Source organism: Actinoplanes sp. URMC 104 (genome assembly GCF_051386375.1).
Classification (GTDB): Bacteria; Actinomycetota; Actinomycetes; order Mycobacteriales; family Micromonosporaceae; genus Actinoplanes.
In genome coordinates, this window is sequence record NZ_JBPQTO010000004.1 from 850,525 (window position 1) to 865,754 (window position 15,230).

The 15,230-nt window shown below is 72.7% G+C and carries 14 protein-coding genes; 11 read left to right on the forward strand and 3 right to left on the reverse strand.

Features of this window, described 5'->3' with window-relative positions; translation table 11 throughout:
• Window positions 1-8: 8 nt before the first annotated feature.
• Genes ACSNN8_RS17840 through ilvA form a run of 3 tightly spaced genes read left to right on the forward strand, consistent with a single transcriptional unit; the run spans window position 9 to window position 3,794 of the window.
• The gene (locus ACSNN8_RS17840) at window positions 9-1,160 is read left to right on the forward strand and encodes a cystathionine gamma-synthase (RefSeq protein ID WP_436650327.1); all 1,152 of its coding nucleotides are present in this window, start codon (window positions 9-11) and stop codon (window positions 1,158-1,160) included.
• Window positions 1,161-1,177: 17 nt separating this feature from the next.
• Window positions 1,178-2,539, forward strand: a complete 1,362-nt coding sequence (locus tag ACSNN8_RS17845) for an amidase (RefSeq protein ID WP_436650328.1) — start codon at window positions 1,178-1,180, stop codon at window positions 2,537-2,539.
• Between the two features lie 22 nt (window positions 2,540-2,561).
• Window positions 2,562-3,794: a threonine ammonia-lyase gene (ilvA, locus tag ACSNN8_RS17850; RefSeq protein ID WP_436650329.1), complete on the forward strand. Its 1,233-nt coding sequence runs from the start codon at window positions 2,562-2,564 to the stop codon at window positions 3,792-3,794.
• A 49-nt stretch (window positions 3,795-3,843) separates the two neighbouring features.
• On the opposite strand, the gene greA is transcribed toward ilvA, so the two are convergent.
• Window positions 3,844-4,338, reverse strand: coding sequence for a transcription elongation factor GreA (gene greA, locus ACSNN8_RS17855; protein WP_436650330.1), 495 nt, complete (start codon window positions 4,336-4,338; stop codon window positions 3,844-3,846).
• A 140-nt stretch (window positions 4,339-4,478) separates the two neighbouring features.
• Window positions 4,479-4,898, reverse strand: a complete 420-nt coding sequence (locus ACSNN8_RS17860; protein ID WP_436650331.1) for a DUF4307 domain-containing protein — start codon at window positions 4,896-4,898, stop codon at window positions 4,479-4,481.
• 110 nt (window positions 4,899-5,008) lie between these two features.
• Here ACSNN8_RS17860 and mca point away from each other — a divergent pair, with 110 nt between their 5' ends.
• The 3 genes from mca (at window position 5,009) to ACSNN8_RS17875 (ending at window position 9,070) form a co-directional block, all read left to right on the forward strand.
• Window positions 5,009-5,890: a mycothiol conjugate amidase Mca gene (gene mca, locus ACSNN8_RS17865; RefSeq protein ID WP_436650332.1), complete on the forward strand. Its 882-nt coding sequence runs from the start codon at window positions 5,009-5,011 to the stop codon at window positions 5,888-5,890.
• 32 nt (window positions 5,891-5,922) lie between these two features.
• Window positions 5,923-6,276, forward strand: coding sequence for a hypothetical protein (locus tag ACSNN8_RS17870; protein WP_436650333.1), 354 nt, complete (start codon window positions 5,923-5,925; stop codon window positions 6,274-6,276).
• 295 nt (window positions 6,277-6,571) lie between these two features.
• Window positions 6,572-9,070 (forward strand): putative bifunctional diguanylate cyclase/phosphodiesterase, encoded by a 2,499-nt coding sequence (locus ACSNN8_RS17875; protein WP_436650751.1) that lies wholly within the window; start codon window positions 6,572-6,574, stop codon window positions 9,068-9,070.
• A 746-nt stretch (window positions 9,071-9,816) separates the two neighbouring features.
• Here ACSNN8_RS17875 and ACSNN8_RS17880 read toward each other — a convergent pair.
• On the reverse strand, window positions 9,817-10,428 hold the full coding sequence (locus tag ACSNN8_RS17880; protein WP_436650334.1) for a TetR/AcrR family transcriptional regulator: 612 nt from the start codon (window positions 10,426-10,428) through the stop codon (window positions 9,817-9,819).
• Window positions 10,429-10,496: 68 nt separating this feature from the next.
• Here ACSNN8_RS17880 and ACSNN8_RS17885 point away from each other — a divergent pair, with 68 nt between their 5' ends.
• The 5 genes from ACSNN8_RS17885 to ACSNN8_RS17905 all read left to right on the forward strand — a co-directional run bounded on the left by ACSNN8_RS17885 (window position 10,497) and on the right by ACSNN8_RS17905 (window position 15,124).
• Complete coding sequence (locus ACSNN8_RS17885) at window positions 10,497-10,916, forward strand: hypothetical protein (RefSeq protein ID WP_436650335.1); 420 nt, start codon at window positions 10,497-10,499, stop codon at window positions 10,914-10,916.
• Window positions 10,917-11,031: 115 nt separating this feature from the next.
• Window positions 11,032-13,023 carry a thioredoxin domain-containing protein gene (locus ACSNN8_RS17890; RefSeq protein ID WP_436650336.1) on the forward strand — a complete coding sequence of 664 codons (1,992 nt, stop codon included), beginning with the start codon at window positions 11,032-11,034 and terminating at the stop codon, window positions 13,021-13,023.
• A 28-nt stretch (window positions 13,024-13,051) separates the two neighbouring features.
• Entirely contained in the window at window positions 13,052-14,194 is a 1,143-nt protein-coding gene (locus ACSNN8_RS17895; RefSeq protein WP_436650337.1) for a 5-(carboxyamino)imidazole ribonucleotide synthase, read from the forward strand.
• Window positions 14,194-14,691 carry a 5-(carboxyamino)imidazole ribonucleotide mutase gene (gene purE / locus ACSNN8_RS17900; RefSeq protein WP_436650338.1) on the forward strand — a complete coding sequence of 166 codons (498 nt, stop codon included), beginning with the start codon at window positions 14,194-14,196 and terminating at the stop codon, window positions 14,689-14,691. Before ACSNN8_RS17895 ends, purE begins: the two co-directional genes overlap by 1 nt.
• 4 nt (window positions 14,692-14,695) lie before the next feature.
• Window positions 14,696-15,124: a glutaredoxin domain-containing protein gene (locus tag ACSNN8_RS17905; protein WP_436650339.1), complete on the forward strand. Its 429-nt coding sequence runs from the start codon at window positions 14,696-14,698 to the stop codon at window positions 15,122-15,124.
• Window positions 15,125-15,230: the final 106 nt, after the last annotated feature.

Sequence of the window (15,230 nt, forward strand, 5' to 3'; positions counted from 1 at the left end):
TGGCCGGCATGACGGCTAACCACTACGGGTTCGACACCCTCGCCATCCACGCCGGCCAGGATCCGGACCCCCGGACCGGCGCGGTCGTGCCCCCGATCTACCAGACGAGCACGTACGCCCAGGACGCCGTCGGCGCGCCCCGTCTCGGCTACGAGTACAGCCGCTCGGGCAACCCCACCCGCGACGCCCTGCAGGAGTGCCTCGCGGCGCTCGAGAACGGTCGCCGCGGCCTCGCCTTCGCGAGCGGTCTCGCGGCCGAGGACACGCTGCTGCGCGCCGTGTGCCGCCCCGGCGATCACGTCGTCATCCCCGGGGACGCGTACGGCGGCACCTATCGGCTCTTCGCCAAGGTGCTCGAGAACTGGGGGCTGGCCTGGACCGCGGTGCCGCTCGACGACCTCGACGCCGTGCGCGCCGCGTTCCGCCCCGGGGTCACCAAGCTGATCTGGGCGGAGACGCCGACCAACCCGCTGCTCAACGTCGCCGACATCGCCGCGCTGGCCGGTCTGGCGCACGAGTACGACGCGCTGCTCGTGGTCGACAACACGTTCGCCTCCCCCTACCTGCAACAGCCGATCGCGCTGGGCGCCGACGTCGTCGTGCACTCCACCACCAAGTACCTCGGCGGGCACTCCGATGTGGTCGGTGGCGCACTGATCGCGGCCTCCGACGATCTCGGCGACCAGCTCGCCTTCCACCAGAACGCGATGGGCGCGGTGAACGGCCCGTTCGACGCGTGGCTCACCCTGCGGGGCATCAAGACCCTGGGCGTACGGATGGAACGGCACTGCGACAACGCCGAGCGCATCGTCGGGTTCCTCAGCGAGCACCCGGCCGTCGGCACCGTGCTCTACCCGGGCCTCGAGTCGCACCCCGGGCACGAGGTGGCGGCCAAGCAGATGCAGCGCTTCGGCGGCATGGTGTCGTTCCGCGCGGCCGGTGGCATGGAGAAGGCCGTCGAGATCTGCAACCGGACGAAGCTGTTCGTGCTCGCGGAGTCGCTGGGCGGCATCGAGTCGCTCATCGAGCATCCCGGGCAGATGACACACCTGTCGGCTGCGGGGTCGGCGCTTGAAGTCCCCGCCGATCTCGTGCGACTGTCTGTCGGCATCGAAACCGTTGACGATCTGCTCGCCGACCTGGAGCAGGCACTCGGCTGACACACGGAGAGCCCGACATGACCGACGCGACGACCTGGGTGGGCGCGACCGCGAAGCAGATCTCCCGTGCGGTGCGGCGCGGTGACGCGACCGCCACCCAGATCGTCGCCGACCATCTCGAGCAGATCGCCATCACCGACCCGTCGCTGGACGCCTTCCGGGTCGTCCGCGGCGGCGAGGCGATCACCGAGGCCGAGAAGGTCGACGACCAGGAGGACCTGTCCAACCTGCCGCTGGCGGGGGTGCCGGTCGCGGTCAAGGAGAACACCCCGGTCGCGGGGCTGCCCAGCTGGCACGGCTCGGCCGCGGCGCGCACGGCGGCCGTCGCCGAGGAGGACCACGAGGTCGTCCGGCGGCTGCGCGGGGCGGGCGCGATCGTCGTCGGCACCACCCGGATGCCCGAGATGGGACTGTGGGCGGTCACCGACGACGCCGACGGGCCCACCCGCAACCCGTGGGACCGCGACCGTACGCCGGGCGGGTCCTCGGGCGGCTCGGCCGCCGCGGTCGCCGCGGGCCTGGTGCCGATCGCGCAGGGCAACGACGGGCTGGGCTCGATCCGCATCCCCGCCGCGTGCTGCGGGCTGGTCGGGCTCAAGCCCGGCCGCGGGGTGGTCCCCTCCGACCTGGGCATCAGCAACTGGTACGACCTGGTCGAGAACGGCGTGCTCACCACCACGGTCGCGGACGCCGCGCTCGGTTTCTCGGTGCTCGCGGGCCGCGACCCGATCCGGCTGGTGGAGCCGAGCCGGCTGCGGGTGGGCGTCTCGTTGCGGTCACCCCTGCCGGGCGTACGCGCCGACGAGCCCAACACCTCCGCGGTGACCACGGCCTCGAAGCTGCTGGTGCAGGCCGGGCACGACACCGTCACCGCGAACCCGCGCTATCCCCAGTCGCTCGGGATCGGCACGCTCGCCACCTGGTTCGCGTCGGCCTACCGCGAGTCGGGCGAGTACCAGCTGGCCCAGCTGCAGCCCCGCACCCGGCACCACATCCGGCTGGGCAAGTGGGCGCTGCGCAGCGGGCTCGTCCGGCAGGCGCAGCGCGACGCGTTCCGCGAGGCGTCGATCCGGTTCTTCGCCGACAACTCGCTCGACCTGCTGCTCACCCCGGCGCTCGCCGCCGCGCCGCCGCTCGCCGACGGGTTCGCGACCGCGTCCTGGCGGCACAACATGTCGGTCAACATGCGCTACGCCCCGTTCGCCGCGCCCTGGAACATCGCGGGCCTGCCCGCGATCGTCGTGCCCGTCGGCACCCGGCCCGACGGCCTGCCGCTCGGGGTGCAGCTGGTCGGGCCGCCCGACTCGGAGGCGCTGCTGCTCGCGGTGGCGGGCCAGTTCGAGGTGCTCAACCCCTGGCAGCGTCACGCCTTCGCCTGAGGAGGGTGAGAGCATTCCAGGAATGAACCCGCTCGACCTGCTCACCGCGGCCGACGTCCGGGCCGCGCGCGAGCTGCTGACCGGCGTGGTCAAGACCACCCCGCTGATCCCGTCGCGCCTGCTCGGCGAGATCACCGGCACCCCGGCGTGGTTGAAGTGCGAGAACCAGCAGCGTGCCGGCTCCTACAAGGTCCGCGGCGCGTACACCCGCATCTCCCGGCTGTCCGACGCCGAGCGGGCCCGCGGGGTGGTCGCGGCCAGCGCCGGCAACCACGCGCAGGGCGTCGCCCTGGCCGCCGGGCTGCTCGGCACGCGGGCCACGGTGTTCATGCCCGAGGGCGCGCCGCTGCCCAAGGTCACCGCGACCCGGGGGTACGGCGCGGCGATCGAGTACGCGGGCGCCAGCGTCGACGACTCGCTGGAGGCGGCCCGCCAGTTCGCCGCGAGCACCGGCGCCGTGCTGATCCACCCGTTCGACCACCCCGACGTGATCGCCGGGCAGGGCACGGTGGGGCTGGAGATCCTCGAGCAGTGCCCGGAGGCCACCACGATCGTCACCGCGGTCGGCGGCGGCGGGCTCGTCTCGGGCGTGGCGGTGGCGGCCAAGGCGCTGCGGCCCGACATCCGGGTCGTCGGCGTGCAGGCGGCGGGCGCCGCGGCGTACCCGCCCTCGCTGGTCGCCGGCTCTCCGCAGCGCCTGGAACGGGCGGTCACGATCGCCGACGGCATCGCCGTGCTGCGGCCGGGCGACCTGACCTTCGCGCACGTCAGCAAGCTCGTCGACGAGATCGTCACGGTCACCGACGAGGACCTGTCGGCCGCGCTGCTGGTGCTGCTCGAGCGGCACAAGATGGTGGTGGAGCCGGCCGGGGGAGCGGCCGTGGCGGCGCTGCTGACCGGGGCCTACGCGCCCCCGGCGGACGGTCCGGTGGTGGCGATCCTGTCCGGCGGCAACATCGACCCGATGCTGCTGCTGCGGGTCATCGAGCACGGCCTCGCGTCGGCGGGCCGTTTCCTGCGGCTGGCGGTGCGCTGCCCCGACCGGCCCGGCGAGCTGGCGCGGCTGCTCGGTCAGATCGCCGATCAGCGGGCCAACGTCGTCGACGTGGCGCACTCGCGGCAGAGCCCGCGGCTCAGCTTCGGCGAGGCCGAGGTCGCGCTGTCGGTCGAGACCCGCGGCCCCGACCACTCGGCGGCGCTGATCGGCACGCTGCGCGACTCCGGATATCGGGTGTCGCTGCTGGCGTCGCCCTGAGGCCTGCGTCTGGGGGGCGGGCCCGGTCGGCCCGCCCCGCAGCCGGGGGTCAGCCCTCGAACGGGCCGAACTTCACGACGGTCACCTTGATGTCGGAGCCGCTGGGCGCCGTGTAGGTGACGGTCTGGCCCTCACGCGCGCCCAGGATCGCCACGCCGAGCGCGGACTCCGGGCTGTAGACGGTGAGGTCGGTGGTGGACGAGATCTCGCGCGAGCCGAGCAGGAACGTCTCGGTGTCGCTCGGGTCGTCGTCGAAGTAGATCGTCACGACCGAGCCGGGCGCGACCGCGTCGGCGGTGGGAGCCTCGCCGACCTCGGCGTTGCGCAGGAACTCCTTCAAGTAGAGGATCCGGCCTTCCTGCCGGCTCTGCTCCTCGCGGGCGGCGTGGTAGCCACCGTTCTCGCGGAGGTCACCCTCCTCGCGGCGCGCGTTGATCTCCGCGGCGATGGCGGGGCGACCGGCGATCAGCTCGTCGAGCTCGGCCTGCAGCCGGTCGTAAGCGTCCTGAGATAGCCAGGTCTTGGGCGCCTCTGAACTGGACACGGTCGATCTCCTTGCTGGAACGGGCAACGACGGAAACTGAAAAAGCGCCCAGCATCTCTGGCGGGGATGCTGAACGGAGCGAATTACTTAGCTTACCAGCGGTACGCACGCCGCCGGATTTGCGCAATCTTGCACGTATATCAGGAGGCGGCCCGGCACCGGATCACGTCGCCGACCGACGCGCGCGACTTGGTCGGCACGTCCTCGCGGGCGTCGATCGTCGACTCGCCGGCCCCGGCCCGCACCACGACCGTGCGCCGTCCGACCTCGAAGCCGTCGTAGTCGCGGGCGCGCAAAATGCACTCGGCCGCCCCACCCTCGGGCACGTGCACCTTGAACTTAATCGTCATGACGGTGGCGGACGGCTCCTCCCACCCGACGATCTGCGGGTCGTAGTCGGTCTGCCCGTACTGCTGGAAGAGCTTGACCGACAGCAGCACCGAGGCGGCGATGACCAGCACGAGCGCGACGATCGGCAGCACCGGCCGGCGGCGGCCCGAGCGGCGCCGTCCGTACCGCCCCGGCGGGAAGACCGGGTCTGTGGTGCGCGTCTCGCTCACCTGTGCACCTCTCGTGCGTTTTCTGTCGGAGGGATCCGCAAGAATGACAGGGTCCATCTTCGCAGCCGACACCGGCCCGCCCGCCGCGGGTCAGGTCCGAGGAGTCATCAGTGGCTGAGCAGTTGCGTCTCATGGCGGTGCACGCGCACCCCGACGACGAGTCCAGCAAGGGCGCCGCGACCATGGCGCGCTACGTCGCCGAGGGCGTCCGGGTGATGGTCGCGACGTGTACCGGCGGCGAGCGCGGCAGCGTGCTCAACCCCAAGATGGACCGGCCCGACGTGCTGGAGAACATCTCCGCCATCCGCCGCGCCGAGATGGACCGCGCCCGCGAGATCCTCGGCGTCGAGCAGTCGTGGCTGGGCTTCGTCGACTCGGGCCTGCCCGAGGGCGACCCGCTGCCGCCGCTGCCCGAGGGCTGCTTCGGCCTGCAGGACCCGGAGACCGCCGCGATTCCGCTGATCAAGCTGATCCGCGAGTTCCGGCCGCACGTCATGACGACGTACGACGAGAACGGCGGCTATCCGCACCCCGACCACATCATGTGCCACAAGATCTCGGTGGTGGCCTTCGACGCGGCGGGCGACCCCGAGCGGCACCCCGAGCTGGGCGAGCCGTGGCAGCCGCGCAAGCTCTACTACAACTCCGGCTGGACCAAGGCGCGCATGCTCGCGCTGCACGAGGGCATGCTGGCCGCCGGGCTCGAGTCGCCCTACGCCGAGTGGCTCGAGAAATGGGCCGACCGCGACGACCGCGGTGACAAGATCACCACCAGGGTCGAGTGCGGCGAGTACTTCGAGACCCGCGACGACGCGCTGCGCGCGCACGCCACCCAGGTCGACCCCGACGGCTTCTGGTTCAAGATCCCGCTCGAGCTGCAGCAGAAGGTGTGGCCCACCGAGGACTTCGAGCTGGCCCGCTCGCTGGTCGACAGCCCGATCCCCGAGTCCGACCTTTTCGCCGGTATCCGCGAGTCGGTCGAGGCCCGCTGAGCCGGGCCTGCCCGCCGCAGTACGCTCGGCTGATGGACATCTTCGCGGTCAACAACTTCGGTGACACCCGGTCGGGCGGCCTGGCCGGCCCGATGGGGTTGTTCGTCATCGTGCTCATGTCCATAGCGACTGTTCTGCTGATCCGCAACATGAACAAGCGCATTCGTCGGCTTCCCGACAGTTTTGCTGACGGGAAGCGGACGCAGCGTGAGGCTGAGATCGCTCGGCTGAACGCGGATCTCGAGCGTCCGGACGCCGCCGAGTCCTCTGCGGATCTCGACGCCGATCGATCGGTGGCGGCCGCCGTCCCCGCTGACGACGAGGTCACAGGCGTTACTACCAAGCGTGACGGCGGTTCGGCGCAGGGCGACGCGGGCCGCGTTTGACCACGTCGCGGGCCGTTTCCTTCAAATGGGTAACAGCACCGTCCGTATTGGTCTGACGTAAGGGCGATACGCGTCGTGCGTCAAGCCCTGTTGTGTTCATCGGTATTGATTTAGCCTTCCGCCCGGGGGCTTCACCGCCTCCGATCCCTGCGCGGAAGGGGGCGCCGAGAATGACCATTTCCCGCCCCCCGATTTCTCCACTGCAGATGCACGTGCATCCGCCTGTGCCGCCGCTGAAGTGGGGTTTCTCGTGAGCGCGCCCCCGGTCGCCGGGGCCTCCGTCCGTCGTTCCTGGATCGACGCGGCGGGTCTCGCCGGCCGTTCCCGGGCGGTCCGTGCGCTCACCGCCGTGGTCTCCGGCGCGGCGCTTCTCGTCGCCGTGCTCGGCTTCCTCGTGCCGGCCGAGCGGCCCGCCGACCGTCCACTCTCGGCCCTCGCCGGCGCGGCCCTCGCCGCCGCGCTCGTGGCCGCCGGGCAACTGGCGCGGCTGCGCTTCCGGCTCGGCCGCGGGGTGGTGTCGGTCAGCTGGGGCGAGGCCGCGTTCGTGATCGGCTTCGTCGTGGCGCCGCGCGGCTGGCTGCCCGCGGCCACGCTGGCCGGCGCGCTCGCCGGGTGGGCCGTGCTGTCCTGGTGGAACTCGCACCGCAACCTCGCCGAGGTGGCGCACCTGGCCGGCTCGCTGAGCCTGGGCGCGGCCGGAGCGACCGTGGTGGCGGGGCTCGTGGCCGGCGACGCCCCCGTGCTGAGCACCCGCATGACCGCGGGCCTGGCGGCGGGCGCGCTGGCGTATCTGCTCATCACGTTCGGGCTGGCCACGCTGACGCTCAGCCTGCACCGTGACGCCCCGGCCCGGCAGATCCTGCTGCGGGCCTCGTACGCGAAGGTCCCGATGTTCGTCGGCAACGTGGTGGTCGGCCTCGCGGCGGTCCGCGCGCTGGTCGACGGGCCGCTGTGGCTGCTCGCGTTCGCGCCCGTGCTGTGGCTGCTGCAGCGCACGTACCGCTTCCACCTGCGCGCCGAGGAGGAACGCCGCATGTGGGAGGCGTTCTCGGCGGCCACGGCGACCCTGCCCGGCGGCACCGAGGCCGAGGTCGCGCGCGCCGGGCTGCGCGCCGCGCTCGAGGTCTTCGGCGCGCGGCGGGTCGAGATCGAGGTCCACGGCCCCGGCGGCGAGCGGCGCTACGCCGAGGACGGCCCCGGCCAGGACAACACGCTCGCCGGCCTGCCCGGCCCCGCGATCACCCGCTCGATGGCCGTCGCCGGCGACCCGGTCGGCGAGCTGACCGTCTGGCTCTCCGAGCCGACCCTGCCCGCCCCGCGCGACGAGGCCGCGATCTCGGCGTTCGGCGACGCACTGGCCGGCGCGCTGCACGACGCGGCGACCCGCGCCCGGCTGGCCGACCTCGAGCAGCGGCTCGCCAGCGACGTCACCCACGACCGGCTCACCGGGCTGCTCAACCGCGCCACCCTGCTCCACGACGGCGACCGGCTGCTGCGCTCCTCGGAGCGGGACCGCCCGGTCGCCCTGCTGCTGCTCGACGTCAACGACTTCCGCGAGGTCAACGGCACCCTCGGCCACCGCCACGGCGACGAGGTGCTGCGCGTGATCGCCGAGCGGCTGACCGAGCTGACCCGCGACGGCGAGCTGGTGGCGCGCACCGGCGACGACGAGTTCGCGCTGCTCATCCCGGCCGTCCCCACGCTCACCGACTCGGCCGCGCGGGCCGACCGGCCCAGCCCGCTGCCGATGGCCCTGCGCCGCGCCCGCGAGCTGGTCGAACACCTCATCGCGCCGATGGAGATCTCCAGCGTGCGGCTCGCCGTCGAGGTCGCGGTCGGCGTCGCCGCCACCACCGCGGGCCGCGCCGACTCGGCCGAGCTGATCCGCCGCGCCTCGCTCGCCCTGCGCCAGGCCAAGCGGCAGCAGATCTCGGTGAGCGCCTTCGACGCGGGTCAGGACGCGGTGACCACCGACCGGCTCGCCCTGCTCGCCGAGCTGCAGGACGCGCTCGCCGCCGACGACCAGATCGTGCTGCACCTGCAGCCCGCGGTGGACCTGGTCACCGCCGCGCCGACCGGCGTCGAGGCGCTGGTGCGCTGGCGGCACCCGCGCCGCGGCCAGCTCTCGCCGAACGACTTCGTCCCGGCCGTCGAGCACTCCGCCGAGCTGCACACCGCGTTCACCGCCCGGGTCCTCGACCTGGCCCTCGCCGCCGCGGGCAGCTGGCACGCCGCCGGCGTCGACGTGCCGGTCTCGGTCAACGTGGCGGCCCGCAGCCTGCTCGACCCCACGTTCCCCGCCCAGGTCGCCGAGGCGCTGCGCCGGCACCGTGCGCCCGCTTCCCGCCTGGTCCTCGAGATCACCGAGTCGGTGGCCGTGAGCGAGGAGCGCATCGTCGACGAGGTGCTGGCCGAGCTGCGCGACAGCGGCATCCAGCTCTCGCTCGACGACTTCGGCACCGGCTACTCCTCGCTGGCGATCGTCACCCGCGCGCCGGTCGACGAGATCAAGATCGACCGCTCCTTCGTCGACGACATGATCGACTCAGCCGCCGCCGGCGCCGTCGTCCGCGGCGCCGTGGAGCTGGGCGCCCGCCTGGGCGTACGGGTCGTCGCCGAGGGCGTCGAGACCACGGAGCAACGGGCCGCGCTGATCGCCCTCGGTTGTCCTGTCGCCCAGGGTTACCACTTCTGCCGCCCGATGCCGTCGGAGCGCATCGTGCAGGCGCTCACTCAGCTGGCCCAGGCCGCCCCGGACAACATCCGCCCCCTCCGCGCCGACGACGCCTCCTGAGCCGCTCCGCCGCCGCTCAGCAGGCCTGCTGCGGTGGCTCGACTCCTTCTGCCGTGTCGCTTGCCCGTATCGCTACGCTCCGCCTGTTCGGCCCGCCTCGCTACCGCTCCGCCGGTTCGGCCCGCCTCGCTACCGCTCCGCCGCTCCCTAGCTGGCCGACCGCTTTAGTTTTCGGTGATGTCCGTCGAACGCCGCCTCACTGCACGATGCATGCTGCACCGACGAGGGGTGAGGGGTGAGGGGTGAGGGGTGAGGGGTGAGGGGTGAGGGGTGAGGGGTGAGGGGTGAGGGGTGAGGGGTGAGGAGCGAGGAGCGAGAGAGGCGAGAGGCGAGAGGCGAGAAGCGAGGGGCGAGGGGTGGAAGGCCGAAGGCGGAAGCAGGAGCCGGAAGGCGAAAAGCAGGAGGCGGCAGGCGATGGCAGGAGGCGGAAGGCAGATCAGGGGGTCGGAGGCAGCAGGTAAAAGGCAGGAGGCGGTACGCGGCTGCCTTCGGCGAAGCCTGCCCACTCTGGCGAACAATGATGCATGCCGCATTGCGGGTCAGGGTGGGTGAGACCTGACGCATGTAGGCATGGTCGCAGCGGTCGGCCGCGGTCGGTGCCGGGGCGGACGCCGCGCCTGATCCGGAGGGCGGGAATCGCCGCTTCCGCCGAATCGTCGGGCGAGCGCTGAACCGCTGTGCGGCAGCTGCTGCCAGAACGCGCCGCACGAGGAAGGCGGCGACGGTGATGCCGGCGGCGCGGATGGTCAGGGCCGGGGTGGGGGAGGTTGCGGTGGGTGTGCGCGCCAGCCGTCGAGGGGTGCGGTGAGGATCGCCAGGTGGTGATCGCCGACGGCGGCGCCGGGGGGAACTATGCCGTTCAGCTCCAAGGTGACCAGGCCGTGCACGGTGGCCCAGCAGGAGAGGGCGATGCTCTCGGCCGGCGCCGGGCGGAGAAGGCCTGACTCCAGCCCGCGCTGCACGGCGTCGAGCAGGGGGCGGAAGGTCTGGAGCAGCTCCTCGCCGGCCGTCGAGGGGTCGGACCAGCTGCGGTTGAACATGATCTCGTACAGGTGGGGGTCGCTCAGCGCGTACTCGCGGTAGACGACGCCCATGCGGATCACATCGGCGAGCGGGTCGGCGGTCGGCTCGACGGTGGCCAGCGCGGCGGCGAAGCGGTGCACGGCCTCGCGGTAGAGCTCGTCGAGCAGCGCGGCCTTGCTGCCGAACAGCGAGTAGACGGCGGTCGTCGACGTGCCCACGTCCTTGGCGAGGCGGCGCAGGCTCAAGGCGTCCGGGCCCTGCGTGGAGACCAGCTCGGCGGCGCGGGTGAGAAGCGCGGACCGCAGGGCCTCGTTGTGAACCTTGGGAGGGGGCATTTGACAGTCCTATCATAACGGTGTTTCATAACGGTGTTACGAGCGGCCGAACCGGGGGAGACACAGCCATGCAGAACCTGATCCTGAGCGACTCCTCGCGGTCCATCGCGGGCGTGGTGTTGCTGACGATCGTCACGATCGAGTTCGGCGGCTGGTTCCTCACCCGCATCGTGCGGGGCGCCGTCGAGATGACCGAGTTCCAGAAGGCGTTCGCGCGCGCCGGTCACGGCCACGCGGGCATGCTGGTCACGCTCGGGCTGGTCAACCTGCTGCTGGCCGACGCGGCGGGGCTCGACGGCGTGACCGGGTCGATCGCCCGCCTCGGCGTGCCGGCCGCGGCCGTCCTGATGTCGGCCGGCTTCTTCTTCTCGTCGACGGGTCGCGGCGAGGTCGTCCGGCCGAACAAGCTGATCGTGCTCGTCTGGATCGGCGCCCTGTGCCTCGCGGCCGGCGTCGTGACCACCGGAATCGGCCTGCTCGCGGCCTGAGCGCATATCGCCTCGCCCGGCGGGCAATGCAGCGGGGACAGCCGGACCCGTGTGTCAGACTCGGGGGTCACGGGACGATCCGTGACAGACCGTGGCAGAAGTCAGGAGTGGCAGGATGGTCAACCGCCTCGCCGACGCGACGTCGCCGTACCTGGTGCAGCACAAGGACAACCCGGTGGACTGGTGGCCCTGGTGCGCCGAGGCGTTCGAGGAGGCGCGGCGGCGCGACGTCCCCGTGCTGATCTCGGTCGGCTATGCGGCCTGCCACTGGTGCCACGTGATGGCGCACGAGTCCTTCGAGGACGAGCAGATCGCCGGGCTGCTCAACGACGGCTTCGTGTCGATCAAGGTGGACCGCGAGGAGCGGCCCGACGTCGACGCCGTCTACATGACCGCCACCCAGGCCATGACCGGGCAGGGCGGCTGGCCCATGACGGTCTTCGCCACGCCCGAGGGCGATCCGTTCTTCTGCGGCACCTACTACCCGAAGGCCAACTTCGCTCAGCTGCTGCGCTCGGTCACCACGGCGTGGCGTGACCAGCGCTCGCAGGTGATCGAGCAGGGCGCCAACGTGGTCAAGGCGATCGGCGGCGCCCAGCTGGTCGGCGGCCCCACGGCGCCGGTGTCGGCCGAGCTGCTCACCGCCGCGGCGAACGGCCTGCTCAAGGAGCAGGACACGACCCACGGCGGGTTCGGCGGCGCGCCGAAGTTCCCGCCGCACATGAACATGCTGTTCCTGCTGCGCCACCACCAGCGCACCGGCTCCGACGAGGCGCTCGAGGTCGTCCGCCACGCCGCCGAGCGGATGGGCCGGGGCGGCATCTACGACCAGCTCGCCGGCGGCTTCGCGCGCTACTCGGTGGACGCGACCTGGACCGTGCCGCACTTCGAGAAGATGCTCTACGACAACGCGTTGCTCCTGCGGGCGTACACCCAGCTCTGGCGGCTCACCGACGACCCGTTCGCGCGGCGGATCGCCGACGAGACGGCCGAGTTCCTGCTGCGCGACCTGGCGACCCCCGAGGGCGGGCTGGCCTCCGCGCTCGACGCCGATGCGGCCGGCGTCGAGGGCCTGACGTACGCCTGGACGCCCGCCCAGCTCACCGAGGCGCTCGGCGAGCAGGACGGGCCCTGGGCCGCCGACCTGTTCGGGGTCACGCCCGGCGGCACGTTCGAGCACGGCAGCAGCGTGCTCGTGCTCGCCCGTGACATCGACGCCGCCGACCCGCCGCTGGTCGAGCGCTGGCGCGACGTCCGCGGCCGCCTGCTCGCCGCCCGGGCCGGGCGTCCCCAGCCGGCCCGCGACGACAAGGTGGTGGCCTCGTGGAACGGCCTGGCCGTCACCGCGCTGGCCGAGCACAGCACGCTGACCGGCTCGGCGACGACCCGGGAGGCCGCCCTGCGGATCGCCGAGGTGCTCGCCACCCGGCACGTGGTCGACGGCCGGCTGCGCCGCGTCTCGCGCGACGGCGTGGTGGGGGAGCCGGCCGGCGTGCTCGACGACTACGGCTGTGTCGCCGAGGGGTTCCTGGCCGTGCACCAGCTCACCGCCGACGGCGTCTGGCTGGACCGGGCGCGCGAGCTGCTCGACGTGGCGCTCGAGCACTTCGGCACCGGCTCCGGCGGGTTCTACGACACGGCCGACGACGCCGAGCAGCTGGTCACCCGCCCGGCGGACCCGACCGACAACGCCACGCCGTCGGGGCTCTCGTCGGTCTGCGCGGCGCTGGTGGCGTACGCGGCCCTCAGCGGCGAACCGAGCTATCGCGAGGCGGCCGACGCGGCGCTGGCCACCGCCGGCCCCATCATCGGGGGACATCCGCGGTACGCCGGATATGCGGCAGCCGTCGCCGAGGCGGCACTGACCGGACCGTACGAGATCGCAATCGCCGCCCCGCCCGGTCAGGAGGGTCCGCTGCTGGCCGCTGCCCACCGGCACGCGCCGCCCGGCACGGTCATCGTCGCCGGCGAGCCGGACCTGCCCGGGGTGCCGCTGCTGGCCGACCGGCCGCTGCAGAACGGCGTCCCCACGGCGTACGTCTGCCGGCACTTCGTCTGTGACCGTCCGGTGACCAGCCCCGAGGAGCTGACCACCCGGCTGAGCTGAGCAGCGGCTTGGCTAGGCTGGGCGGGCCATGGATACCCGAACCGGTCTGCCCGTAGTCGGCATGGTGGGTGGTGGCCAGCTGGCCCGGATGACCCACCAGGCCGCCATCTCCCTCGGCCAGTCGCTGCGCGTGCTCAGCGTGTCGCCGGACGACAGCGCCGCGCTGGTCGCGGCCGACGTACGGATCGGCACGCACATCGATCTGTCCGCACTGCGCGAGTTCGCGAAGGGCTGCGAGGCGGTCACCTTCGACCACGAGCACGTGCCCACCGAGCACATCGAGGCGCTCGAGGCGGAGGGCGTCAAGATCTATCCCGGCTCGGCGGCGCTGGTGTTCGCGCAGGACAAGGGTCTGATGCGCGAGCGCCTGCAGCAGATGGGTGCGCCCGTGCCGCGCTGGGCCCGGGTCTCGACGGCCGCCGACATCGAGGCGTTCGCCGGCGGCGTGTGGCCCGTCGTGGCCAAGGCGACCCGCGGCGGATACGACGGGCGCGGCGTCTGGATGCTGTCCTCCGCCGAGGCCGCGGACGACCTCGTGTCGACCGGCATCCCGCTGATCGTCGAGGAGCGCGTGCCGCTGCGCCGCGAGCTCGCCGCGCTGGTGGCCCGCTCGCCGTTCGGGCAGGTCGCGGCGTACCCGGTGGTCGAGACCGTGCAGCGCGACGGCATCTGCGTCGAGGTGCTCGCGCCGGCGCCCGGCCTGCCCGAGCAGCTCGCGCTCGAGGCGCAGCAACTCGCGATCGACCTCGCCAATGCCCTCGGCGTGGTCGGGCTGCTCGCCGTCGAGCTGTTCGAGACCGACGCCGGCATCGTCGTCAACGAGCTCGCGATGCGCCCGCACAACTCCGGCCACTGGACCATCGAGGGCGCGCGGACCTCGCAGTTCGAGCAGCACCTGCGGGCCGTGCTCGACTACCCGATGGGCGAGACCTCGCTGGCCGCGCCCGCGGTCGTCATGGCGAACGTGCTGGGCGGCGAGCCCGGCGGCATGGCCATCGACGAGCGGCTGCACCACCTGTTCGCCGAGGACCCCGGCGCGCGCGTGCACCTGTACGGCAAGCAGGTGCGCCCCGGCCGCAAGATCGGCCACGTCACCGTGCTCGGCGACGACATGACCTCGGTGCGCGCCCGTGCGGCGCGGGCCGCCCAGTGGCTTCAGGAGGGCCGGTAATGGCGCCGCTCGTCGGGATCATCATGGGCAGCGACTCGGACTGGCCCACGATGGAGGCCGCCGCGGTCTCGCTGGCCGAGTTCGAGGTGCCGTTCGAGGTCGGCGTGGTGTCGGCCCACCGTACGGTCGGCAAGATGGTCGACTACGCCTCGTCGGCCGCCTCCCGCGGGCTGCACGTGATCATCGCCGGGGCCGGCGGCGCCGCGCACCTGCCCGGCATGGTGGCCGCGCTCACCCCGCTGCCGGTCATCGGCGTACCGGTGCCGCTCAAGCACCTCGACGGCATGGACTCGCTGTTGTCGATCGTCCAGATGCCCGCCGGCGTTCCCGTGGCGACCGTCTCGATCGGCGGCGCCCGCAACGCCGGCCTGCTGGCCGTACGGATCCTGGCCGCGGCCGATCCCGCGCTGCGCACCAGGATGGAGAACTTCCAGGCGGGCCTCGAGAAGCTGGTCGCCGAGAAGGACGCGGCCCTGCGCGAGCGCCTGCTCGGGTAGCCGCATGGTGACCCGCCGCTGGCGTCCCACGATCGTCCTGCTCGCCGCGGGCGTGGTCGTCGGCGTGCTGTCGATCGCCCGTGGCTCGGTGGTCGCGGGCGTGGTGTTCCTGGTCGTCTGCGCCGTCTTCGCGGTGCTGTTCTCGCCGCCGGCCTTCCCGCGCTCGATCACCGACGCGCAGGCCCGCGCGGCCCAGGCCGCCGACGGCCGTCCGATCATCTACTGGCGGCCCGGATGCCCGTACTGCCTGCGGCTGCGCACGTCGCTGGCCCGCGAGGCCGCCCGCTACCACTGGGTGGACATCTGGTCCGACCCCGAGGCCGCCGCCACCGTCCGCTCGATCGCCGACGGCAACGAGACCGTCCCCACCGTCGTCGCGGTGAGCAGGTCCTATGTGAACCCGTCAGCGACCCTCGTCCGCGGCTTGTCCTGAGGCGGCCTTCGCGCGGGTGCGAGCCGCCGTCGAGGTCAGGCGGATCGCCCTGGCCGCGGCGGCAACGGCGGCTGCGGCCGATCGGCGTTCCCTGTGGGTACGGTGG